Genomic DNA, 22,481 nt, shown 5'->3' on the forward strand with positions numbered 1-22,481 from the left:
ATCTCCTGAGAGGTCCGAGGGTCGGGCAGCTCAGGCGGCGGGCGGCCCCCTCGCCCGTTCGGGCGGCAGCGCAAGCGGCGCGGGGTGGCCCGGCGGCAGGGCGGCCCAGGACAGCCCGGTGGCCATCGGCACCAGCGCCGGCGGCGGCACCGGCAGGGCCGGCGTGGCGATGAGGCAGGCGTCGCAATGCCCGGCCGGGGGCGGCGGGGCGAAGGGATCCGGCACCAGCCGCACCCCACCTTCGGCCGCGCAGACCGGCATGGCCGTCGCCGGCGCCGCCCACCAGGTGCCGAGCGGCGCCAACAGCAACGCCAGGGCCAGCAGTGCACGCGGCAGGGTTGTGCAGAGCCCCCGCGCCTTCACCCTGCCCTCACGCCAGCTCGTACTCGACCTCCGGCACATAGACCGCGGCTTCCTTGCCAAGCCGCGAGGAATACAGGGTGAAATGTTCAACCGCCACAGGCGGGGCGCGAAACAGATTGTGCGCCTGGACATAGGCGATCACCTTTTCGGGCGAGGCCCGCTCGGTGCGCGCTAGGGTCACATGCGGGGCGAAGCGCTTGCGCTCCGGCTCCAGCCCGATCCGCTGCAGGGCGGTCTCCACCTTGCCTTGCAGGAAGGCCAGCGCCTCGGTCTTCTCCACCCCGACCCAGAGGGCGCTGATCCGCCCGCCCTTCTCGAAGGTGCCGACGCCGCGCAGCGATAGTTCGAAGGGCCGGGCCCGGATGTTGGCCAAGGCCTCGTCCACCTCCTCGGCGCGCCAGGGTTCCACCTCGCCGATGAAGCGGAGAGTCAGGTGGTAATTCTCCCGCGGCACCCAGCGGGCGCCGGGGATGCCGCAGGCCAGCATCCCCAGTTGCGCCTTCACTTCATCGGGCAGGGCGAGGGCGACAAACAGGCGGAGCATGGCGAAATCTCCCGCATCCAGTGAAGTCTTCCCGGCGGGGCCGCACTACCCGGCGGGTAGGCGGTCCAGCAGGGTCTCGACAGCGGGCAGGAGGCGGTCGACCACCACCGCCACGCCGCGCGCATTGGGGTGAATGCCATCCGGCTGGTTCAGCGCCGGATCGGCCGCCACGCCATCGAGAAAGAAAGGATAGAACACCACCCCCGGCCGTTCGCGTGCCAGATCGATGAAAACTGCGGCGAACTCGCGGCCGTAGTCGGCACCGAGGTTGGGCGGGGCAAGCATTCCGATGAGCAGCACCGGGATTCCCCGCGCCGCCAGCCGGTCGAGGATGCCGGCGAGGTTGGCGCGGGTCTGCGCCGGCGGCAGGCCGCGCAGCCCGTCATTGCCGCCGAACGCGACCAGCGCCGCCTGCGGCCTGTCCGCCAGCGCCCAGTCGAGCCGGGCCAGGCCGCCGGCACTGGTGTCGCCCGAAACCCCGGCATTCAGCACCCGCACCGCCCGGCCTCGGGCCGCCAGCGCCGCCTCGAGCTGCGGCACGAAGCCCTGGTCCTGCGGCAGGCCGAAGCCGGCCGTGAGGCTGTCGCCGAGCGCGAGCAGCCTGATCGGGTCCTGCGCCGCAGTGCGAAACACTCCGATACCCGCCAGCGCTGTTCCGATGGCGGCGCGCCGCCCCATGTAGTGGGCAGTGCCGGGGCGTTCCCGCCTGGCAGTCTCCAGCACGGCATCCCGGAACCCCATCGGCACCATGGACACCATCGCAAACCCCCGATCCCTGGCTGAAACCCAACCCGACAAGTCGCTCATTGCCGCCCAGGACCTGCGGTTCAAGGTGGCGGGGGCGGCCGGTGAGGTCAATATTCTCCGCGGTGTCGACCTTGCCGTCCGGCGGGGCGAGGCGGTGGGGCTGGTCGGCCCCTCCGGCTCCGGCAAGACCTCCCTGCTCATGTTGCTGGCCGGGCTGGAACGGCCGAGCGGCGGCAGGCTGCGGGTCGCCGGGCAGGATCTGGCGGCGCTGGACGAGGATGCGCTGGCGCGGTTCCGGCGGGACCATGTCGGCATCGTCTTCCAGGCCTTCCATCTCATCCCGACCATGACCGCGCTGGAGAACGTTGCGGTGCCGCTGGAGTTCGCCGGGCGGCGCGACGCCTTCGAACGCGCCGAGGCGGCTCTGGCGGCGGTCGGGCTCGGCCACCGGCTGGGACATTACCCTTGGCAGCTCTCCGGCGGCGAGCAGCAGCGCGTCGCCCTGGCCCGGGCCACGGTGGCCGAGCCGCCGCTGCTGCTGGCGGATGAGCCGACCGGCAACCTCGACCGCGCGACCGGCCAGCAGGTGATGGATCTGCTGTTCGACCTGCGTGCCCGGCTCGGCACCACGCTGCTGCTGATCACCCATGACTCGCGGCTGGCGGCGCGCTGCGGCCGGGTGGTGCGGATGGAGGATGGGCTGATCACCGGCGACGGACCAGAGCGGATCGCCGAGGGGTGTGAACACCCCGGGGCGTGAATCCGTTCCACGACGCCCATCCCGCGGCGGATCGACGTTCAGCCCGAACGCCCGTCCGCCGGGGCCGAGTGAACGACCGGGCTTGGCGGGGCGTTCGCAGGGCGACTGTTTTGGGGAAAGGGTTGATGCGTACTGTGCTGCTGCTGTGCCTTGTCCTCGGGATGTCCGGCTGCGGGCTGGTCGCCCTGCCGTTCCGGGTGACCGGCGACGTGATTTCCGTGGTGCCGGTGGTCGGCAAGCCGATCGGCGCGCCGATCCATGCCGTTGGTGATGCCATCGACTGATCCCGAGGGCCGGTCCACCGGCCCGGAGGCGGCTCAGCCGCCGTTGGTGGCGCTGCGCCGCGGCTTGGCGTGGCGCCTCAGGATCGCCCGCAGCAGGTTCTTGATGGCGAGCGCCTCGGCTTCCGGGTGCCGGGCCAGCACCTCGGCCTCATGCCGCCGCGCCAGGGCGATCAGCTCCTCGACGACGGCATCGCCGCGCGGGGTCAGGCCGACCCGCACCACCCTGCGGTCCCGGCTGTCCTGGGTCCGCTTCACCAGCCCGTCCCGCACCATCCGGTCCAGGAGCTTCGTCATCGTCGGCTGCTGCAGCAGGCAGACCTCGGCCAGGCCGGTGACGGTCTCCCCCGGGCTGCCGACCAGGCTGGCGAGCACCCGCCAGACCGGCACGCTGATCCTGCGCCGCCGCAGCTGCTCATGGAACTCATCGGAGACGACGTGCGACGCCCTCGCCATCAGGTAGAGGAGGTAGTCGTCGATGAAGCGCTGACGCAGATCGGCCGGAGGATGAGCGCTTGTCATGGGTGAAACGATGCGCCTCGATCGGTATTTTCGACATAATAGCGAAGCCCGTTTCGGATTGCTGCGAAATAGTTCCTGCGTGATGAAATTGCCTTTTCATGTAACCTGTGGTCATGACGCCTCACCTCCCGGGGAGAACCATGCTCAGCGATAGAATTGAGGCACCCTGGCTGGCGGCCTTCGAGACCGTCCTGCGGCTGTGCGGCGCGACCCCGGGACTGCCGGTCTGCCTGCTGGCGGAAACCCAGTCCCGTAGCCTGAACCTTGAGCTTGCCGAGCTGGCGGCGCTGCGGCTCGGCTGCCGGCCGTTTCGCTGCGTGGTGCCGACACCGCCCCAGGCGGCGCCGGTCCCGGTGCGCTCCACCGGGGCGTCGCGGGCGCTGCAGGGGCATCCGGGGGCGATGGCAGCGCTGGCGGCCTCCCCGCTGATCCTCGACCTTACGCTGGAGGGGCTGCTGCATGCGCCGGAGCTGAAGGCGATCCTCGCCGCCGGCTCCCGGGTGATGATGATCTCCAACGAACATCCGGAGGCGCTGGAGCGGCTGGTGCCGCGACCGGAAGATGAGGCGGTGACAAAGGCCGCGGTGAAGCGGGCGCGAGCGGCACAGCGCATGACCGTGACCTCGGCCGCCGGCACCGATCTCACCGTCTCCCTGGCCGGGGCCGCCACCGCCGGCGTCTGGGGCTGGACCGACCGGCCCGGCACCGTCGCGCACTGGCCGGGCGGCGTCGTCGTCTCCTTCCCCCGCGCCGGCAGCGTCGATGGCACGCTGGTGCTGGATGCGGGCGACGCCAACCTTACCTTCAAGCGCTACCTGGAACGCCCGGTGCGGCTGACGCTGGAGGCCGACCACATCACCGCCATCGAGGGCGAGGGCACCGATGCCGAGCTGATGCGCCGCTACCTGGCGGCCTGGGAGGACAAGGCCGCCTATGCGGTCAGCCATGTCGGCTGGGGGCTGAACCGGCGGGCGCGCTACGAGGCGCTGGCGATGTACGACCGCCGTGATACCAACGGCACCGAGCTGCGCGCCTTCGCCGGGAATTTCCTGTTCTCGACCGGCGCCAATGAATTCGCCGGCCGCTTCACCGAGGGCCATTTCGACATTCCGGTGCGCAATTGCACCATCGCGCTGGACGGCGTGACCGTCGTCGAAGCAGGGAGGCTGCTGCCATGACAACCATCACTCTGCTGCACGGCATCGGCGGCGCCGCCTGGGGGCCGACCCTGCCGGCGCTGGCCCCGGCCCCGGCCCCGGTGCTGGACTGGCCGCTGCCCGGCTATGGCGGCTCGCCCATGCTGGCCGAGACCAGCTTCGCGGCCTGGGCCGAAGCGCTGCATGCGCGGCTGCAGGCCGAGGGCATTCCCCGCATCGACCTGATCGGCCATTCCATCGGCGGCATGCTGGCGCAGGAATTCGCCCTCCGCTTCCCCGAGCGGGTGCGCGCCCTGGTGCTCTACGCCACCACGCCGAGCTTCGGCGGCCGCGACCCGGCCTTCGCCGAGGGCTTCCTCAAGGAACGCCTGGCGCCGCTCGACGCCGGGGGCGACATGGCGTCGCTGGCGGCCGAGAGCATGCCGCCGATGCTGGGCCCGGATGCGCCGCCGGAGGCCGCGCCGGCCGCCATCGCCGCCATGGCCGCGGTGCCGGAAGCGGCCTATCGCGCGACCGTCCGCTGCCTCACCACCTTCAACCGCCGCGACGACATCGGCCGCATCGCCGCCCCGACCCTGCTGCTGGCCGGGGAACGCGACCCGCTGGCGCCGCCCCGCACCATGGAGCGAATGCGGGATGCGATCCGCGGCAGCCGGCTGGTGGTGCTACCCAAGGCCGGGCACCTCGGGCATCTGGAATATCCGGCGGCATTCAACGCGGCGCTGCGCGAATTCCTGCATTCGGTGCGGGAAGGCTGAGCTTGGACGCGCCGATCTTCGACCCCGCCGCCTTCCGCCTGACCCCGCAGGAGGCGGCGCTGACGGCGCAGGCGCGCGAGTTCGGCGCCACGGTACTGGCGCCGCGCGCCGCGCGCTGGGACCGGGAGGCAAGCTTCCCGACCGGGAACTACCGGGACATGCACGCCAACGGGCTGCTCGGCATCTGCATTCCGGCCGAGGATGGCGGGCTCGGCGCCGGCTTCCGCGCCTATTGCCTGACGGCGGCGGAGCTCGGCCGCTACTGCGGCGCGACGGCGCTGACCTGGAACATGCATGTCTGCTCCACCCTCTGGACCGGCGCGCTGACCGAGGATCTGGACATGCCGGAGCCAGCGCGGGCGGAGCACCGCGCGCGCTGCGGCGCGCATTACGCCGCCATCCTGCGCGACGGGCTGGTCTATTCGCAGCCCTTCTCCGAGGGCGGCGCGGCGGCGGCCGGCACCATCGCCTTCGGCACCACGGCGCGCCGCGTACCGGGCGGCTACCGCATCAACGGGAAGAAGATTTTTGCGAGTCTCGCCGGGCACGCGGATCGCTACGGCATCCTCTGCACCGAAGTGCGGGAGGGCGAGGCCAAGCCGTCGCGCCGCGACACCCTCTACCTCGCCGTCCCGCGCGACGCCCCTGGAGTGACGGTGGAGGGCGATTGGGACCCGCTCGGCATGCGCGGCACGGTCTCGCGCAACCTGGTCTTCACCGATGCCTTCGTGTCGGAGGATGCGGCGCTGATGCCGCCGGGTCTCTATTTCCAGGCGGCGACGCGCTGGCCGCACATGTTCATGACGCTGTCGCCGACTTACATGGGCATCGCCCAGGCGGCCTATGATTTCACCATCCGCTACCTGCGCGGCGAGTGGCCAAGTATGCCGCCGGTGAAGCGGCGGATGTACCCGACCAAGCAGATCGCCGTCGCCGAGATGTGCGTCATGCTGGAACAGACCAAGGCGCTGTGGTTCCAGGCCATCACCGAGGCCGGGCCGGACCCGAGCAAGGAACAGGTGCTGCGCGCCTGGGCGGCGCAGCACACGGTGATGGAGAATGCCGCGGCGATCGCCGCCAAGGCGGTGCGGACCTGCGGCGGCCAGGCGATGCTGAAGTCGCTGCCGCTGGAACGGCTCTACCGCGATGCCCGCTGCGGCTCGCTCATGCTGCCCTGGACGGCGGAGCTCTGCATCGACCGCATCGGCCGCGACGCGCTCTACGAGAAGGGCGAGACGGATTGAGTCTCTGGGCCGCCCTTGAGCGCCGGGCGCAGGCCCAGCCAACGGCGCCGGCGCTGCGCTTCGAAGGCGCCACCACGGATTATGCCGGACTGCTGGCGCAGATCGAGGCCGCCGCGGCGGGGCTGGCGACGCGCGGCATCCACCGCGGCGACCGCATCGCCCATCTCGGTCCCAACCACCCGTCCCAGCTTGTGCTGCTGTTTGCCGCGGCGCGGCTCGGGGCGATGCAGCTGCCGCTGAACTGGCGGCTGGCGCCACCCGAGCTGGGCTTCATCCTGGCGGATGCGACGCCCTGCCTCCTCCTTGCCGCGCCGGAGATGCTGGCAATGGCGCGGGAGGTGGCGCCGCCCGGCTGCACCGTGCTGGACGCCACCGCGCGCTGGCCCGCCGCGCCGGCGGCGCCCGCCATCGGCACCGCCGATGATCCGGTGCTGCTGGTCTATACCTCCGGCACCACCGGTCGGCCGAAGGGCGCGGTGCTGGACCAGCGGGCGGTGCTGGCGAATGCCGCCAACGCCACCGCCGCCTTCGAATTGACCGCCGCCGACCGGGTGCTGACCCTGCTGCCGCTGTTCCATGTCGGCGGGCTGAACATCCAGACCACGCCGGCGCTGCTGGCCGGCGCCGAGGTGGTTCTGCTGCCGCGCTTTGACCCGGACGCCTGCCTTGCCGCCTGCACCGAGGCCCGGCCGAGCCTGACCTTGCTGGTGCCGGCGGTGATGCGGGCGCTGGTCGCGCATCCGGGCTGGGGAACGGCGGCGCTGGGCTCGCTGCGGGCAATCGGCGCCGGCTCCTCCGACGTGCCGCTGCCGCTGATCGAGGCCTTCCACGCCCGCGGCATTCCGGTGCAGCAGGTCTATGGCGCGACCGAAACTGGGCCGATCGCGCTGATCCAGTCGCGCGCGGAGGCGCTGGCGGCGCCGGGTTCCATCGGCCGCCCCCCGTTGCATGGCGAGGTTCGGGTGGTGGATGCAATGGGCCGGCCGCTGCCGCCTGGCCAGCCCGGCGAAATCCAGCTCCGCGGCCCGCAGCTTGCGCGCGGCTACTGGAACGCCCCGCCCTTCCCGCCGGAGACCTGGTTCGCCACCGGCGATATCGGCCATTGCGACAGCGGAGGCCGGTTCTGGTTCACCGACCGGCTGAAGCACCTGATCATCTCGGGCGGCGAGAACATCTACCCGGCGGAGGTGGAGCGGGTGCTACGCGAGGCGCCAGGCGTGACGGAAGGCGCGGTCTGCGGCCGGCCGGATGCGCGCTGGGGCGAAGTGCCGGTGGCGGTGGTGGTCCCCGGCCCCGGCTTCGACGCCGGCGCGGTGCTGCGCTTCTTCGATGGCCGCCTCGCCCGCTTCAAACACCCCCGCGCGGTGGTGACAGTGGCGGCGCTGCCGCGCACCGCGCTTGGCAAGGTGCGGTTGGAGGCGTTGCGGGAGATTGCGGCGCGCGGGTGAGCGCCGACAGCCTCACCAGGCTCACCCGAGTAGACTGGTGCTCCGGTTCCCGGGCGCCGGTGGGGGACAAGCGTCCCCGGACCCTCATACGTCGAGGTTCGCCACCTTCAGCGCATTGCTGACGATGAACTCCCGCCGCGGCTCCACCACATCGCCCATCAAGGTCGAGAACACCGTCTCGGCATCCTCCACATCGTCCACCCGCACCTTGAGCAGGGTGCGAACATTGGGGTCGAGGGTGGTCTTCCAGAGTTGCTCCGGGTTCATCTCGCCGAGCCCCTTGAAGCGCTGGATGGTCAGCCCCTTGCGGCCCTGCGTCAGGATACGGTCGAAGGCCATCACCGGGCCATGCACCGCGACCTCGGTGCTCTCCAGCACCAGCGCCGCGGCGCCGCCGAACTCGCGCCCTAGCACCTCGCGCCGCTCATCCAGCCAGCGCGCCTCGGCGCTGCGCAGCGCGGTCGCGTTCAGCGCGTGGCGCTCGGTCACGCCGCGCACGGTGCGGGCGAGGGCAAGGCCATCCGGCCCGGTGGCCGCCTTCCAGCCGCGCTCATGCACCGGCGCCAGCGCATCCAGCCGAGCCGCCAGCACCTGACCGGCGGCCAGCGCCCGGCTGTCGTCCAGGGTCAGCGCGCCGGCGACCGCCGCCTGCTCGACGATCTCGACCGGAACCTGCGCCGCCAGCCGGCGGACCCGGCTGGCGACCTGGCGCAGCACGTCCATCTCCGCCCGCAGCTCGGCATCCGCCAGCGCCCGGCCATCGGCCAGCCGCAGCGAGGCGCCGGCGAGCGCCTTCTCCAGCAGGAAATCCTCGAGCGCGCGATCGTCCTTCAGGTAGCGCTCGTCATTGCCGCGCTTCGCCCGATAGAGCGGCGGCTGGGCGATGTAGAGGTTCCCCTGCTCGATCAGCTGCGGCATCTGCCGGAAGAAGAAGGTCAGCAGCAGGGTGCGGATGTGGCTGCCGTCGACATCCGCGTCGGTCATGATGACGATGCGGTTGTAGCGCAGCTTGGTCGGGTCGAAGCCGCCCTTGGCCGGCTCGCCTGGGCCAATGCCGGTGCCGAGCGCGGTGATCAGCGTGCCGATCTCGGCGGAAGACAGCATCTTGTCCATCCGCGCCCGCTCGACGTTCAGGATCTTGCCCTTCAGTGGCAGGATCGCCTGATAGGCCCGGTTGCGGCCCTGCTTGGCCGAGCCGCCGGCGCTGTCGCCCTCGACCAGGAACAGCTCGCACTTCGTCGGGTCCTTCTCCTGGCAGTCGGCGAGCTTGCCGGGCAGGGTCGAGAATTCCAGCGCGTTCTTCCGCCCGACCTTTTCCCGCGCCAGCTGCGCCGCCTTGCGCGCCGCGGCGGCCAGCACGACCTGGTCGAGGACGATGCGGGCTTCCTTCGGGTGCGTCTCGAACCAATGGGTCAGCGCATCGGCGACCGCCATCTGCACCACCGGCTGAACCTCGGAGGAGACCAGCTTGTCCTTAGTCTGGGAGCTGAACTTCGGATCCGGCACCTTGACCGAAAGCACCGCGGTCAGGCCTTCCCGCATGTCCTCGCCGGCGAGCTCGACCTTCTCCTTCTTCGCCAGCTCCTCGGCGTATTTCATCACCACCCGGGTCAGCGCCTGGCGGAAGCCGGCCTGATGGGTGCCGCCGTCGCGCTGCGGAATGTTGTTGGTAAAGCAGAGCGCCACCTCGCGCGGCGAGGTGTTCCACCACATCGCCAGCTCCACCCGAATGCCCTCGGCCTCCTTCGCTGCGACCAGCGAGACCGGCGGGCGGAACAGCGGCTCCTTGCCCTGGTCCAGCCATTCGACGAAGGCGGTCAGGCCACCGCGGAACTGGAACAGCACCTCCTGCGCCGGCACATGCCGGTCGTCCTTCAGCGAGATCGCCAGGCCGGAGTTGAGGAAGGCCAGCTCCCGCAGGCGGCGTTCCAGGATGGGGAATTCGTACTCAACCTTGGTGAAGGTGCCGCTGGAAGGCTTGAAGGTGACCTCGGTGCCGCCCGGCAGGTCGGAAGGGCCGGTGATCTCGAGCGGCCGCACCGTCTCGCCATGCTCGAAGCGGATGAAATGCTCCCGGCCGTTGCGCCAGATCTTCACCTCCATCCATTCGGACAGGGCGTTGACCACCGCGGCGCCGACGCCGTGCAACCCACCGGATACCTTGTAGGAGTTCTGGTTGAACTTGCCGCCGGCATGCAGGCGGGTCAGCACCACCTCGGCGGCGGAGACGCCTTCCTCCTCATGCATATCGACCGGGATGCCGCGGCCGTTGTCGCGCACGGTGACGCTGCCATCGCCGTTCAGCGTGACCTCGACCTTGTCGGCGTAGCCGGCCTGGGCCTCGTCCACGGCATTGTCGATGATCTCGAAGGCCATGTGATGCAGGCCGGAGCCGTCATCGGTGTCGCCGATGTACATGCCCGGTCGCTTCCGAACGGCCTCGAGGCCCTTCAGGACGGTGATGGAGGCGCTGTTGTAATCATCCCCGGGCAGATCGGGCTTGTCCGGGGTGGATTCGGCGCGCACGGCGGCGTTGCTCATGCCGGCGGCATACTCCTTGGGTCGATGCTATGCGAGAGGACCCCTAATATAGGGACTCACAGGGCGTCCGGCACCGGAAAATCGGCATCCGGAACAAGTTCTCCGGGGGTCGTCCGGAACACCTCCGCAATGCCGCCGAGGGGCCGGAAAACCGCGGCATCGGTGCCGGTGAGGAAAGCCTGGACAGGCAGCGCGGCCAGGGCGGCGAACAGCGCCTCCCGCCGCAGCGCGTCAAGATGCGCCGCCACCTCATCCAGCAGCAGCAGGGGGGCGAAGCCGCGCGCCGTGGCGATCAGCGCCGCATGCGCCAGCACCACCGCGACCAGCAGCGCCTTCTGCTCCCCGGTCGAGCAGAGCGCCGCCGGCAGGCCTTTCGGCGCATGGGTGAACAGCAGATCGGCCCGGTGCGGCCCGGCCAGCGTCGCCCCGGCGGCCGCGTCGCGCCCGCGGCTGGCGGCCCAGCCGGCCCGCAGCTCCTCCTCCACCGCCAGGGCCGGGCTGGTGTCCAGCGCGGCCGAGACGGCACAGCCCAGCGCCAGGCTGGCGGCCGGGAAGCCGCCGGTGACGCCGCCCGCCAGGGTGGCGTTCAGCCGCGCCACCAGCCCGCGCCGGGCGGCGGCGGCGGCGACGCCGTGGCGGGCCATGGCATCCTCCAGCCCCGAAAGCCAGGCGGGGTCGCTGCGGCCCTCCCGCCTTCCCTGCAGCAGCAGCCGGTTGCGCTGGGCCATGGCGTTCTCATAGGCCGCCACCTCCCGCGCATGGTGCGGCTCCAGCGCCCAGACCAGACGGTCGAGGAAGCGGCGGCGGTCGCCGGCGCCGTCCTGGAACAGCCGGTCCATCTGCGGGGTGAGCCAGACCGCGGCGACCCGTTCGGCCAGCTCCGCCTGGGATCGCAACGGGGCGCCGTCCAGGCGGAACACCCGGCGCTCGGCCGGGCCACCCTCCGGCGTGCCGGTGCCGATGTCGAAGCCGCCCCAGGGGCCCTCGAAGCGGCCGGCGGCGGCCCATGGGGCCGGCGGTGCATCGCCCATGCGGCGGCCGATCTCGGCCGCCCGGGCACCGCGGAGCCCACGGCCTGGGCCGAGCAGGCTGATCGCTTCCAGCAGATTGGTCTTGCCGGCGCCATTCTCCCCGGCAAAGACAATGATGCGCGACCGCAGCGGCAGGGTCAGCGCCGCCCAGCTGCGGAAATCCCGCAGCATCAGGCGGTTCAGGGCCAGTGGTGGCGGCAATGGCAAGGGCATGCTGCGCAGATGGGGTGTCCGCGGCGCCCTTGCCGCCGGTCAGCCCTCCTCGTCGCGGTCGCCTTCGACCTCGATCTCGTCGCCGATGGCGTCGGCCTCGTCCTCCAGCTCCTCGGCGTCCTCGACCGTCTCATCGGCCTCGACATCCTCGAGCTCGACGTCGTCGGTCTCGGCCTCCGCCGCCACGGCGCGCTTCTTCAGCTTTTCCTCGGCGGGCAGCGCGCCGGCGGCGCGGCGCAGGCGCGGCTGCTCGGCCGGCTGCTCGGTGCCGCATTTGGGGCAGATTGCCGGGGCACGGGTCAGGTCGTAGAATTTCGTGCCGCAGGCGACGCAGACGCGCTTGAGGCCCAGTTCGGGCTTGGCCATGGGAGAAAGCCTCGTGTGCTGATGGGCGCCCGCGCGAAGGGAGGCTCGGCGACTGCGAGCGGGCGGCCAAAAAACGGTCCGGCGCATTGCCACGAGGCGGCACCGCATGTCAAACGCCGCAATCATGGCCCATTCCGCCGTCCCGCAGCCGTTCCGCGCCAGCCGTCCCGCCGCGCCCCTCTCCGGCACCCACCGGGTGCCGGGCGACAAGTCGATCAGCCACCGCGCGCTGATGTTCGGCGCCCTGGCCGTTGGCACCACCGAGATCACCGGCCTGCTGGAAGGCGAGGACGTGCTGCGCACCGCCGCGGCCATGCGCCAGCTCGGCGCGGTGGTGGAACAGACCGGCCCCGGCGCCTGGCGGGTCGCCGGCCGTGGCGTCGGCGGCCTGGTCGAGCCGGCCGATGTGCTGGACATGGGCAACAGCGGCACCGCCGCCCGGCTGCTCTGCGGGTTGCTAGCCGGCCACCCGATCTTCGCGGTGATGACCGGCGACGCCTCGCTGCGGAAGCGCCCGATGCTGCGGGTGACGGAACCGCTTTCCACCAGCGGCGCCAGCTTCTGGATGCGGCAGGGCGGGCGGCTGCCGCTGGCGGTGCGGGGGGCGGTGGAGCCGCTGCCGCTGGACTACCGCCTGCCGGTCGCCTCCGCCCAGGTGAAGTCGGCCTGCCTGCTGGCCGGGCTCTGCGCCCGCGGCACCACCCGGGTGATCGAGCCGGAGCCGACCCGCGACCACACCGAGAACATGCTGCGGCATTTCGGCGCGACGGTGCGCGTCGAGGACACGCCGCAGGGGCGGCTGATCGAGCTTGAAGGCCAGCCGGAGCTGGTGGCGGCGCCGATCCTGGTGCCGGGCGACCCCTCCTCCGCCGCCTTCCTGCTGGCGGCGGCGCTGCTGGTGCCGGGGTCGCGGGTGACCGTCGCCAATGTCGGGCTGAACCCGTTGCGCACCGGGCTGTTCGAGACGCTGCGCGAAATGGGGGCGCGGCTGACAGTGACGAATGCCCGCACCGAGGGCGGCGAGCCGGTGGGCGATCTCACCGCCGAATACGGCCCGTTGCGGGCGGTGGAAGTGCCGCCCGGCCGGGCGCCCTCGATGATCGACGAATACCCCATCCTCGCCGTGGTCGCCGCCACCGCTCAGGGGACGACCCGGATGCGCGGGCTGCAGGAGCTGCGGGTGAAGGAGAGCGACCGGCTGGCTGCCACCGCAGCGATGCTGGCGGCCAACGGCGTCGGCGCGGAGATCGCCGGTGACGACCTGATCGTCCGGGGCGGCGAGGCCGGCATTCCCGGCGGCGGCACCGTCGCCACCCACATGGACCACCGGCTGGCGATGAGCGGGCTGGTCATGGGGCTGGCGGCCCGGGCGCCGGTGGCGGTGGACGACGCCGCCTTCATCGAGACCAGCTTCCCGGGCTTCGCCGCGCTGCTGAACGCCGCCTGCGGCGCGGCGGCCATCGAGCCGACGTGAACGGCCTCGTCATCGCAGTGGACGGGCCGGCGGCGGCGGGGAAGGGCACCCTGGCGCGGCGGCTGGCGGCGGAGCTGGGCCTGCCCTACCTCGACACCGGGCTGCTGTACCGCGCCACCGGGCGGCGGGTGTTGGACCGCGGGGTTGACCCACGCGACGCCCCGGTGGCCGAGGCAGAGGCGCGGGCCCTCACCCCTGCTGATCTGGCGCGTGCCAATCTGCGCGGCTCGGAAGCGGACATGGCCGCGAGCGCCGTCGCTGCCATCCCCGCAGTGCGTGCCGCGTTGCTGGAGTGGCAGCGGGACTTCGGCCGCCGCCATGGCGCGGTGCTGGACGGGCGCGACATCGGCACAGTGGTCTTCCCTGATGCGCCGGTGAAGCTGTTCGTTACCGCCAGCGTCGAGGAACGTGCACGCCGTCGCTGGCTGGAACTGCGGGCTGGCGGCATCGCCGCCGACCGGCAGCAGGTTCAGGCCGAGATCCGGGACCGCGATGCGCAGGATGCGAACCGCCCGGTTGCGCCGCTGAGGCCAGCGCCCGACGCCCTGGTGCTCGACACCACCAGCCTCGATGCCGAGGCGGCCTTCGCCACGGCGCTGGCGCTGGTGCGGGAGCGGCTGGACACCGCGAGCCGGTAGCCGCGCCCGGCTGCCGCGGGGGCCGCCCGCTTGCGGACAGCCATCGGTTGTAATCGCCTCTGGTCCTGGCCTCTATGGCAGGATCTTCATTGTCGCGCCGCCGCCGCTGTGGCGGATCGGCCCCAGGTAGCATCGCTCGGCAGTCGCGATTTTGCTTGACGCTTCGAGATCAAGGGATTAGCGACTCTCATCCGTGGCCCTGACCGGCCGCGGCGTTCGCATTGGCAGGGCATGGCTCACCCGAGCGTTGCCATGCCGGTGGACCGGAAATGGGCGGGCCGATACGCTGCCCAGGCACCAGGGTTACCAGGTACCTGCGGTCCCGCACGGGATACCGAGGCGCCGGACCAAGCCGTGTCCGCCACCGGCGGGGGCGCAGGACCTGTCCCGCACACCAGCGGGCATCCCAGGATAGAAAGACCGCATGGCATCCGCCACCACCCTCGCGCCGAGCGCGGGGACCGAAGACTTTGCTGCACTGCTTGACGCCACCCTCGGCGCCGATACCGGCTTCGCCGGCTCGGTCGTCTCCGGCCGCGTCATGCGCATCGACGACGACTACGCCGTTGTCGATGTCGGTCTGAAGAGCGAGGGGCGCGTACCCCTCAAGGAATTCGCCCCCGCGGGGCAGAAGCCGGAAATCAAGGCCGGCGACGTCATCGAGCTCTTCGTCGAGCGCTACGAGGACCGCGACGGCTCCATCGTGCTGTCGCGCGAGAAGGCGCGGCGCGAGGAAGCCTGGACCAATCTGGAGAAGGCCTACCAGGCCAACCAGCGGGTCAACGGCGTGATCTTCGGCCGGGTGAAGGGCGGCTTCACCGTCGACCTCGGCGGCGCCGTGGCCTTCCTGCCGGGCAGCCAGGTGGACATCCGGCCGGTGCGCGACGTCGGCCCGCTCATGGGCAGCCCGCAACCCTTCCAGATTCTTAAGATGGACCGCGCCCGCGGCAACATCGTGGTCAGCCGCCGCGCGGTGCTGGAGGAGACGCGCGCCGAGCAGCGCAGCGAGCTGATCCAGGGCCTGAAGGAGGGCATGGTCCTCGACGGCGTGGTCAAGAACATCACCGACTACGGCGCCTTCGTCGACCTCGGCGGCGTGGACGGCCTGCTGCACGTGACCGACATCGCCTGGCGCCGGATCAACCATCCGTCCGAGGCGCTGACCATTGGCCAGCCGGTGAAGGTCCAGGTCATCCGCTTCAACTCGGAGACCCAGCGCATCAGCCTCGGCATGAAGCAGCTGATGTCCGACCCGTGGGATGGCGTGGCGATCAAGTACCCGGTGAACGCCAAGTTCAGCGGCCGCGTCACCAACATCACCGACTACGGCGCCTTCGTGGAGCTGGAGCCGGGGGTCGAGGGCCTCGTCCACGTCAGCGAGATGTCCTGGACCAAGAAGAACGTCCACCCCGGCAAGATCGTCGCCACCTCGCAGGAAGTGGACGTGCTGATCCTCGACGTGGACGAGCCGAAGCGCCGCATCTCGCTCGGCCTGAAGCAGGCCCAGGGCAACCCCTGGGAGCTGTTCCTGGAAGCGCACCCGCCGGGCACCGTGGTGGAAGGCGAGATCCGCAACATCACCGAGTTCGGCCTGTTCATCGGCATCGGCCCGGACATCGACGGCATGGTCCACATGTCCGACCTGTCCTGGGACGAGGCCGGCGAGGCCGCGATGGCCAAGTACAACAAGGGCGACGTCGTCAAGGCGAAGGTCCTCGACGTGGATGTCGAGAAGGAGCGCATCTCGCTCGGCATCAAGCAGCTCGAGGCCGATCCGGCCGCCGAGGTGCTGGACAAGGTCAAGAAGAACGACATCGTCACCTGCATCGTCACCCAGGTGCAGGCGAACGGCATCGAAGTGAAGGTCGAGGACGTGCTCACCGGCTTTATCCGCCGGGCCGAGCTCGCCCGTGACCGCGGCGACCAGCGCCCCGACAAGTTCGCCGTTGGCGAGAAGGTCGATGCCAAGGTCGTCGCCGTGGACCGCGCCGCCCGCCGGCTCTCCCTGACCATCAAGGGCAAGGAGATCGAGGAGGAGCGCGAGGCGATGAAGGAATACGGCAGCACCGACAGTGGCGCCTCGCTGGGCGACATCCTGGGTGCGGCCATCCGCCGCCGGCGCGAGCTGGCCGGCGAGGAATAAGCCAGGGCCGCAAGGCCGGGCTAAAGGGGGCGGGGCCGCAAGGCCCCGCCCTTTTCATTGGCCGGCGCCGCCGGCGGCGCGGTTGCCCCGCGGCCGCGGCGCCCCAACATCCTGGAAAGTGACCTGGAACGCCGCATGGCCCTCGAAGCTGACCTGCTGATCGACCGAAGGCGCCTCAAGCGCCGCCTCGCGCTGTGGCGCGGCTTCGCCGTGCTGCTGCTGCTCACAGGCGCGCTGGCCTTCGCCGCCCGCAACGCCGATCTGCCCCTGCCCGGCCGGGGCCAGGTCGCCCGGCTGACGGTGCAGGGCTTCATCGGCGAGGACCGCAAGCTGTTCGAGGCGCTGGAGGCGCTGGGCAAGGATGCCAGCGTGCAGGCGCTGATCGTCGCGATCGACAGCCCGGGCGGCAGCGTCGGCGGTGGCGAGGCGCTCTACGCCGCGCTGGAACGGCTGCGGGCCAAGAAGCCGGTGGTCGCGGTGATGCGCGGCACCGCCGCTTCCGCCGGCTACATGACCGCGCTCGGCGCCGACCGCATCTACGCGCGCGAATCCACCGTCACCGGTTCGATCGGCGTGCTGCTGCAATCGGTGGATGCCTCGGAGCTGCTGGCGCGGCTCGGGGTGCGGGGTGAAGCCATTGTCTCCGGTCCGCTGAAGGACCAGCCGAACCCCTTCCATCCGCTGAGCCCGGAGGGCCGTGCCGCGCTGCAGGGGGTGATCGCCGACATGCACGACCAGTTCGTTGCAAAAGTGATGGCGGCGCGCCGCATGTCGGAGGCCGAGGTCCGGGCGCTGGCCGACGGCCGCATCTTCACCGGCCGCCAGGCGCTGGCGGCCGGGCTGGTGGACGCTATCGGCGGCGAACGCGAGGCCCGCGCCTGGCTGGCCGCCGAGCGCGCGGTGCCGGAGTCGCTGCCGATCCGCGACCTCGACACCCGCGGCACCGCCCGAAGGCTGTTCGGCGCGATCTTTGATGGTTTGGCGAAAACCGTTATTTCAGAATGGCTTGGCGTTGACGGCCCGCGTCTGCTCTGGCAGTTTCCGCGCTGAACGCCCTAGGGGACGGAGGCCATGACCAAAAGCGAGCTGATCGCGCAACTCGCCGCTGAGAATCCGCACCTGCGGCAGCCGGACATCGAGCTGATCGTCGCCACGATCTTCGACGAGATCACCGCGGCCCTGGCCCGCGGCGACCGGGTGGAGCTGCGCGGCTTCGGCGCCTTCTCGGCGAAGCGGCGTGATGCCCGCACCGGCCGCAACCCACGCACCGGCGCGGCGGTGCCGGTGGCCGGCAAGGCAGTGCCCTACTTCAAGCCGGGCAAGGAACTGCGCGAGCGGGTGAACGGCGGCGAGCCGCAGGCCCCGGCGCGGACCCGCACGGCGGAGCGCGTGGCGTGATCCGCCTCATCCTCCTGGTCCCGCTGCTGATCTTCCTGGTGCTGTTCGGCCTGTCGAACCGGCAGGAGGTGCAGCTGCGCCTCTGGCCCTTCGACCTCGCCTGGGCGGTGCCGCTGTCGGTCGCGGTGCTGCTGATCGCGGCGGTGTTCTTCCTGTTCGGCGCCTTCATCGCCTGGGCCGCGGCGCTGCCGCATCGCCGCCGGGCGAAGGCGCTGGAGAATGCCGCGCGGGTCATCGAGGCGGAGCTTGCAGAGCTGCGGGCGAAGGAAGCACGGCAGGTCGGCCCGGTGCCGCCGGCGCCGGCGAACAGCCCGACCGCACTGCCGCGTTCGGCGGCCTAGCATGCTGGACCGGCCGGGCAGCGCCGCCGCCCGCATCATCCCGGCGATCGACACTGCCGATCCGGCGCGGGCGGAGGTGCTGGCCGCCGCGCTGGCGCCCGGCTGCGGCGCGCTGAAGCTGGGGCTGGAGCTGTTCACCGCCGAGGGGCCGGAGGCGGTGCGGCGGATCGCGCCACATGCCCCGGTGTTCCTCGACCTCAAGCTGCACGACATTCCGAATACCGTCGCCGGCGCGGTGCGTTCGCTGTTGCCGCTGCGGCCGGCGATGCTGACACTGCATGCCGGCGGCGGCGCGGCCATGATCACCGCCGCGCGCGAGGCGGCGGAAGCGGCGGGCGCGGCGCGGCCGATCCTGCTGGCCGTCACGGTGCTGACCAGCATTGATGCCGCCACCCTGGCCGAGACCGGCGTGGCCGGCGGCACGGTGCAGCAGGTGCTGCGGCTCGCCCGGCTGGCACTGGCCGCCGGGGCGGATGGGCTGGTCTGCTCGCCGCAGGAGGTGGCGCGAATCCGCGATGCCTTCGGCCAGGCGCCGATGCTGGTGGTGCCCGGGGTCCGCCCCGCCGGCAGCGCGCTCGGCGACCAGGCGCGGGTGGCGACCCCGGCTGAGGCGGTGGCGGCGGGCGCCGATTGGCTGGTCATCGGCCGGCCGATCACCGGCGCCGCCGACCCGGCCGCGGCGCTCTCAGCCATCGTCGCAGGGCTGCCGGCGTGACCCTGGTGAAGATCTGCGGGGTGAGCGACCCCGCCGGCTTCGATGCCGCACTCGCCGCCGGCGCCGATATGCTGGGCTTCGTCTTCTACCCGCCCTCGCCCCGGGCGCTGACGCCGGCCGCCGCCGCCGCGCTGTCTTCCCGGGCGGAGGGCGGGCCGCTCAGGGTCGGGCTGTTCGTCGATCCGGAGGATGCGCTGATCGAAGCCGTGCTGGCGGCCTTGCCGCTCGGGCTGATCCAGCTGCATGGTGCCGAGGACCCGGCCCGCTGCGCCGCCATCCGCGCCCGCTTCGGCCTGCCGGTGATGAAGGCACTCGGCATCGCCGAACCCGCCGATCTGATGGCGCTGGCGGATTACGCCCCGGCGGTGGACCGCTTCCTGCTGGACGCCAAGCCGCCGCCCGGCGCCACCCTGCCGGGCGGCAATGCCGCTGCCTTCGATTGGCGGCTGACCGCCGGCCGCGCCATCCCGCGCCCCTGGCTGCTGGCCGGTGGGCTGACGCCCGATACCGTCGCCGAGGCGATCCGCCAGAGCGGTGCGCCGGGGGTGGATGTTTCGTCTGGTGTGGAGCGGGCGCGGGGGGTGAAGGATCCGGCGCGCATTGCGGCCTTTGTCGCGGCGGCCCGCTTGCCGTAAGACGCGGCATGGACCGGGTGGCGCAGGCGCGCGCATCCGCTGCTCAACATGCCCCGGCGCGGGCCATGCCGGGGACCGGGGATAGCCAGTGAACCAGCTCCGTCCGAATTCATTCCGCCTGAGCCCCGATGCCCGTGGCCGCTTCGGCCCCTTCGGCGGCCGCTTCGTGGCCGAAACCCTGATGCCGCTGATCCTTGAGGTCGAGCAGGCCTATGAGGCGGCGAAGCGCGACCCCGCCTTCGATACCGAATGGCGCCGGCTGCTGACCCATTACGTCGGCCGCCCCAGCCCGCTTTGGTACGCCGGAAGACTGACCGAGCATCTGCGCCAGGAGGCCGGCAAGGGGCGCGGTGCGGCCGCGCCGGAGGCGCACGGGGCAAAGATCTATTTCAAGCGCGAGGAGCTGAACCACACCGGCGCGCACAAGATCAACGCCGTGCTTGGCCAGATCCTGCTGGCCAAGCGCATGGGCAAGACCCGCATCATCGCCGAGACCGGCGCCGGCCAGCACGGCGTCGCCACCGCCACCGCCTGCGCGCTCTTCGACCTGCCCTGCACCGTCTTCATGGGCGCCACCGATGTCGAGCGGCAGCAGCCCAATGTCTTCCGCATGAAGCTGCTCGGCGCCGAGGTGATGCCGGTGACCTCCGGCGCCGCGACCCTCAAGGATGCGATGAACGAGGCGCTGCGGCATTGGGTCGCCAATGTCGAGGACACCTACTACTGCATCGGCACCGTCGCCGGCCCGCACCCCTATCCGGTGATGGTGCGCGACTTCCAGTGCGTCATCGGCGAGGAGACGCGGGAGCAGGTGCTGGCCGCCGAGGGCAGGCTGCCGGATGCGCTGGTCTGCGCCGTTGGCGGCGGCTCCTCCGCCATGGGGCTGTTCTTCCCCTTCCTCGATGATGCCGGCGTGGCGATGTACGGCGTGGAGGCAGCGGGGCGCGGCCTCGACACCGCGGAGCACGCGGCCTCGCTCAACCGCGGCCGGCCCGGCGTGCTGCACGGCAACCGCACCTACCTGCTGCAGGATGCGCATGGCCAGATCACCGAGGCGCATTCCATCAGCGCCGGCCTCGACTATCCCGGCATCGGGCCGGAGCATTCCTGGCTGCACGAGCAGGGGCGGGTTCAGTATGTCGGCGCGACCGATGCCGAGGCGCTCGACGCCTTCCAGCTCTGCTCGCGGCTGGAGGGCATCATCCCGGCGCTGGAATCGGCACATGGGCTGGCGCAGGTGATCAAGCTGGCGCCGACCATGCCGAGGGATTCGATCATCGTGCTCAACCTGTCGGGCCGTGGCGACAAGGACATCTTCACCGTGGCCCAGCATCTGGGAGTGAAGCTGTGAGCGGCGCCGCAACAAACGGCTCCCGCATTGCCGGGCGCTTCGCTGCGCTGAAGCAGGCCGGGCGCGGCGCGCTGGTGACCTATCTGCAGGCCTATGACCCAGACCCCGCGACCTCGCTGGCGCTCCTGCGCGGACTGCCCGGCGCCGGGGCCGATCTGATCGAGGTCGGCGTACCCTTCACCGACCCGATGGCCGATGGCCCTTCCATTCAGCGCGCGGCGCAACGGGCGTTGAAGGCCGGCGCGACATTGGCCGGGGTGCTGGCGCTGGTGCGCGACTTCCGCGCCGGGGACGCGGCGACGCCGATCATCCTGATGGGCTACTACAACCCTATCCTGGCCTATGGCATCGACCGCTTCTGCACCGATGCCGCCGCCTCAGGCGTCGACGGGCTGATCGTGGTGGATGTGCCGCCCGAGGAAGCCGACGAGATCGAGCCGCAGGCGAAGGCCGCCGGCCTCGACCTGATCCGGCTGGTGGCGCCGACGACGGATGACGCTCGGCTGCCGCGCGTCCTCGCCGCCACCTCGGGCTTCGTCTACTATGTCTCCATCACCGGCATCACCGGCACCCGCAGCGCCACCGCCGCCTCGCTGGAGCAGGCGATCCCACGCATCCGCCAGCACACCGGCCTGCCAGTCGCCATCGGCTTCGGCATCCGCACGCCGCAGCAGGCGGCGGCGGCGGCGCGGCTCGCTGACGGCGCGGTGGTCGGCACCGCGCTGGTCGATACGCTGGCAGGGTCGCTCGACGAACAGGGGCGGGCGAGGCCGGAGACGGTGCGCCAGGTGCTGGACCAGGTGCGCGGCCTGGCCGAGGCGGTTCGCGACACCGCCAACCGCGTCGCCTGAGAGACATCCGATGAACTGGATCAGCGAATGGGCGCTGCCGAAGATCAAGACGCTGTTCGGCGGCCCGCGCGAGGTGCCGGAGAATCTCTGGCACAAATGCCCGGCCTGCGAACAGATGGTCTTCCACCGCGACCTGGAGCGTAACCTCCACGTCTGCCCGCATTGCAGCCACCACATGCGGGTCGGCGCCCGGCAGCGGCTGGACTACACGCTGGATGAGGGCTGGCAGCGGATCGAGCTGCCGAAGGCGCCGCAGGACCCGCTGCGGTTCCGCGACCAGCGCCGCTACGTGGACCGGCTACGCGAAGCTCAGGCCAAGGCGGCGCAGGAGGATGCGGTGGTGGTCGCGCATGGCGCGATCGAGGGCAACCGCGCCGTCGTCGCCGCCTTCGACTTCAGCTTCATGGGCGGCTCGATGAGCGCGGGGGTGGGGGAGGCGCTGGTCACCGCCGCCCGGCTCGCCGTGCTGCAGGACGCGCCGCTGATCGTCTTCACCGCCTCGGGCGGGGCGCGGATGCAGGAAGGCGCCATCTCGCTGATGCAGATGCCGCGCAGCGTCATCGCCACGCGCATGGTGAAGGAAGCGGGGCTGCCCTTCATCGTCGTGCTCTGCGACCCGACGACGGGCGGCGTGACCGCCAGCTTCGCCATGCTGGGCGACATCCAGATCGCCGAGCCAGGGGCGATGATCGGCTTCGCCGGTGCCCGGGTCATCGAGCAGACGGTGCGGGAGAAGCTGCCGGAAGGCTTCCAGCGCGCCGAATACCTGCTGCAGCACGGCATCCTCGACATGGTGGTGAAGCGCGCCGAGATGCGGGCGACCCTGGCTCGCCTCATCGGCCTGCTGCGGCTGCCGGAACGGCTGCCCGAGCCGGAGCCCGAGGCGATGCTCTCGCTCGCCGCGCCTGGCGGTGCCGAGACCCCTCCCCCGCCGGCTGCCTGATGCCCGCCGCCCGGGAC

At 71.5% G+C, this 22,481-nt stretch carries 24 protein-coding genes; 17 read left to right on the forward strand and 7 right to left on the reverse strand.

From position 1 onward, the window contains the following. Window positions 1-30 precede the first annotated feature (30 nt). The 3 genes from H7965_RS15655 to H7965_RS15665 are packed head-to-tail and all read right to left on the reverse strand — an operon-like array spanning window position 31 to window position 1,666. Window positions 31-363, reverse strand: coding sequence for a hypothetical protein (locus H7965_RS15655; protein WP_186771524.1), 333 nt, complete (start codon window positions 361-363; stop codon window positions 31-33). A 7-nt stretch (window positions 364-370) separates the two neighbouring features. Continuing rightward, complete coding sequence (gene thpR, locus H7965_RS15660; protein WP_186771525.1) at window positions 371-907, reverse strand: RNA 2',3'-cyclic phosphodiesterase; 537 nt, start codon at window positions 905-907, stop codon at window positions 371-373. Window positions 908-952: 45 nt separating this feature from the next. Then, window positions 953-1,666, reverse strand: coding sequence for an arylesterase (locus H7965_RS15665; RefSeq protein ID WP_456308164.1), 714 nt, complete (start codon window positions 1,664-1,666; stop codon window positions 953-955). Here H7965_RS15665 and H7965_RS15670 point away from each other — a divergent pair. Together H7965_RS15670 and H7965_RS15675 are read left to right on the forward strand one after the other, a co-directional pair. Continuing rightward, window positions 1,656-2,414, forward strand: a complete 759-nt coding sequence (locus H7965_RS15670; protein WP_186771526.1) for an ABC transporter ATP-binding protein — start codon at window positions 1,656-1,658, stop codon at window positions 2,412-2,414. The two genes, H7965_RS15665 and H7965_RS15670, sit on opposite strands and share 11 nt — an antisense overlap. 125 nt (window positions 2,415-2,539) lie before the next feature. Beyond that, complete coding sequence (locus H7965_RS15675; protein ID WP_186771527.1) at window positions 2,540-2,698, forward strand: DUF6726 family protein; 159 nt, start codon at window positions 2,540-2,542, stop codon at window positions 2,696-2,698. A 33-nt stretch (window positions 2,699-2,731) separates the two neighbouring features. On the opposite strand, the gene H7965_RS15680 is transcribed toward H7965_RS15675, so the two are convergent. Beyond that, window positions 2,732-3,217: a MarR family winged helix-turn-helix transcriptional regulator gene (locus H7965_RS15680; protein WP_186771528.1), complete on the reverse strand. Its 486-nt coding sequence runs from the start codon at window positions 3,215-3,217 to the stop codon at window positions 2,732-2,734. Window positions 3,218-3,357: 140 nt separating this feature from the next. On the opposite strand from H7965_RS15680, the gene H7965_RS15685 reads away from it, so the two are divergent. The 4 genes from H7965_RS15685 to H7965_RS15700 are packed head-to-tail and all read left to right on the forward strand — an operon-like array spanning window position 3,358 to window position 7,824. Then, complete coding sequence (locus H7965_RS15685; protein WP_186771529.1) at window positions 3,358-4,395, forward strand: M29 family metallopeptidase; 1,038 nt, start codon at window positions 3,358-3,360, stop codon at window positions 4,393-4,395. Beyond that, entirely contained in the window at window positions 4,392-5,132 is a 741-nt protein-coding gene (locus H7965_RS15690) for an alpha/beta fold hydrolase (RefSeq protein WP_186771530.1), read from the forward strand. Before H7965_RS15685 ends, H7965_RS15690 begins: the two co-directional genes overlap by 4 nt. A 2-nt stretch (window positions 5,133-5,134) precedes the next feature. Continuing rightward, window positions 5,135-6,376: an acyl-CoA dehydrogenase family protein gene (locus H7965_RS15695; RefSeq protein WP_222440635.1), complete on the forward strand. Its 1,242-nt coding sequence runs from the start codon at window positions 5,135-5,137 to the stop codon at window positions 6,374-6,376. Then, window positions 6,373-7,824: a class I adenylate-forming enzyme family protein gene (locus tag H7965_RS15700; protein WP_186771531.1), complete on the forward strand. Its 1,452-nt coding sequence runs from the start codon at window positions 6,373-6,375 to the stop codon at window positions 7,822-7,824. The genes H7965_RS15695 and H7965_RS15700 overlap by 4 nt, the downstream gene beginning before the upstream one ends. 84 nt (window positions 7,825-7,908) lie before the next feature. Here H7965_RS15700 and gyrB read toward each other — a convergent pair whose 3' ends face one another. From gyrB to H7965_RS15715, 3 genes are read right to left on the reverse strand one after another with little or no spacing between them, the layout of a single operon-like run. Next, window positions 7,909-10,365, reverse strand: a complete 2,457-nt coding sequence (gene gyrB / locus H7965_RS15705) for a DNA topoisomerase (ATP-hydrolyzing) subunit B (RefSeq protein ID WP_186771532.1) — start codon at window positions 10,363-10,365, stop codon at window positions 7,909-7,911. 56 nt (window positions 10,366-10,421) lie between these two features. Then, a complete protein-coding gene (gene recF, locus H7965_RS15710; protein ID WP_186771533.1) occupies window positions 10,422-11,609 on the reverse strand; it encodes a DNA replication/repair protein RecF in 1,188 nt (395 codons plus the stop codon). Window positions 11,610-11,648: 39 nt separating this feature from the next. Further along, window positions 11,649-11,975: a TIGR02300 family protein gene (locus H7965_RS15715; RefSeq protein ID WP_186771534.1), complete on the reverse strand. Its 327-nt coding sequence runs from the start codon at window positions 11,973-11,975 to the stop codon at window positions 11,649-11,651. 124 nt (window positions 11,976-12,099) lie between these two features. On the opposite strand from H7965_RS15715, the gene aroA reads away from it, so the two are divergent. The 11 genes from aroA (at window position 12,100) to accD (ending at window position 22,464) form a co-directional block, all read left to right on the forward strand. After that, the gene (aroA, locus tag H7965_RS15720; protein ID WP_186771575.1) at window positions 12,100-13,449 is read left to right on the forward strand and encodes a 3-phosphoshikimate 1-carboxyvinyltransferase; all 1,350 of its coding nucleotides are present in this window, start codon (window positions 12,100-12,102) and stop codon (window positions 13,447-13,449) included. Next, complete coding sequence (gene cmk, locus H7965_RS15725) at window positions 13,446-14,087, forward strand: (d)CMP kinase (protein WP_186771535.1); 642 nt, start codon at window positions 13,446-13,448, stop codon at window positions 14,085-14,087. Before aroA ends, cmk begins: the two co-directional genes overlap by 4 nt. Window positions 14,088-14,511: 424 nt before the next feature. Beyond that, the gene (gene rpsA / locus H7965_RS15730) at window positions 14,512-16,230 is read left to right on the forward strand and encodes a 30S ribosomal protein S1 (RefSeq protein WP_186771536.1); all 1,719 of its coding nucleotides are present in this window, start codon (window positions 14,512-14,514) and stop codon (window positions 16,228-16,230) included. 135 nt (window positions 16,231-16,365) lie between these two features. Next, window positions 16,366-17,280: a signal peptide peptidase SppA gene (gene sppA / locus H7965_RS15735; RefSeq protein ID WP_186771537.1), complete on the forward strand. Its 915-nt coding sequence runs from the start codon at window positions 16,366-16,368 to the stop codon at window positions 17,278-17,280. 21 nt (window positions 17,281-17,301) lie between these two features. Next, on the forward strand, window positions 17,302-17,628 hold the full coding sequence (ihfB, locus tag H7965_RS15740; protein ID WP_186771538.1) for an integration host factor subunit beta: 327 nt from the start codon (window positions 17,302-17,304) through the stop codon (window positions 17,626-17,628). Next, window positions 17,625-17,969: a lipopolysaccharide assembly protein LapA domain-containing protein gene (locus H7965_RS15745; protein ID WP_186771539.1), complete on the forward strand. Its 345-nt coding sequence runs from the start codon at window positions 17,625-17,627 to the stop codon at window positions 17,967-17,969. The genes ihfB and H7965_RS15745 overlap by 4 nt, the downstream gene beginning before the upstream one ends. 1 nt (window position 17,970) lies before the next feature. Continuing rightward, window positions 17,971-18,684 carry an orotidine-5'-phosphate decarboxylase gene (gene pyrF / locus H7965_RS15750; RefSeq protein ID WP_186771540.1) on the forward strand — a complete coding sequence of 238 codons (714 nt, stop codon included), beginning with the start codon at window positions 17,971-17,973 and terminating at the stop codon, window positions 18,682-18,684. Further along, entirely contained in the window at window positions 18,681-19,319 is a 639-nt protein-coding gene (locus tag H7965_RS15755; protein ID WP_186771541.1) for a phosphoribosylanthranilate isomerase, read from the forward strand. Before pyrF ends, H7965_RS15755 begins: the two co-directional genes overlap by 4 nt. A gap of 88 nt (window positions 19,320-19,407) precedes the next feature. Next, the gene (gene trpB, locus H7965_RS15760) at window positions 19,408-20,670 is read left to right on the forward strand and encodes a tryptophan synthase subunit beta (RefSeq protein WP_186771542.1); all 1,263 of its coding nucleotides are present in this window, start codon (window positions 19,408-19,410) and stop codon (window positions 20,668-20,670) included. After that, window positions 20,667-21,521, forward strand: coding sequence for a tryptophan synthase subunit alpha (gene trpA, locus H7965_RS15765; protein ID WP_186771543.1), 855 nt, complete (start codon window positions 20,667-20,669; stop codon window positions 21,519-21,521). Before trpB ends, trpA begins: the two co-directional genes overlap by 4 nt. Before the next feature lie 10 nt (window positions 21,522-21,531). Beyond that, on the forward strand, window positions 21,532-22,464 hold the full coding sequence (accD, locus tag H7965_RS15770) for an acetyl-CoA carboxylase, carboxyltransferase subunit beta (protein ID WP_186771544.1): 933 nt from the start codon (window positions 21,532-21,534) through the stop codon (window positions 22,462-22,464). Window positions 22,465-22,481 lie beyond the last annotated feature (17 nt).

The sequence above is a fragment of the Siccirubricoccus deserti genome, assembly GCF_014283215.1.
GTDB lineage: Bacteria > Pseudomonadota > Alphaproteobacteria > Acetobacterales > Acetobacteraceae > Siccirubricoccus > Siccirubricoccus deserti.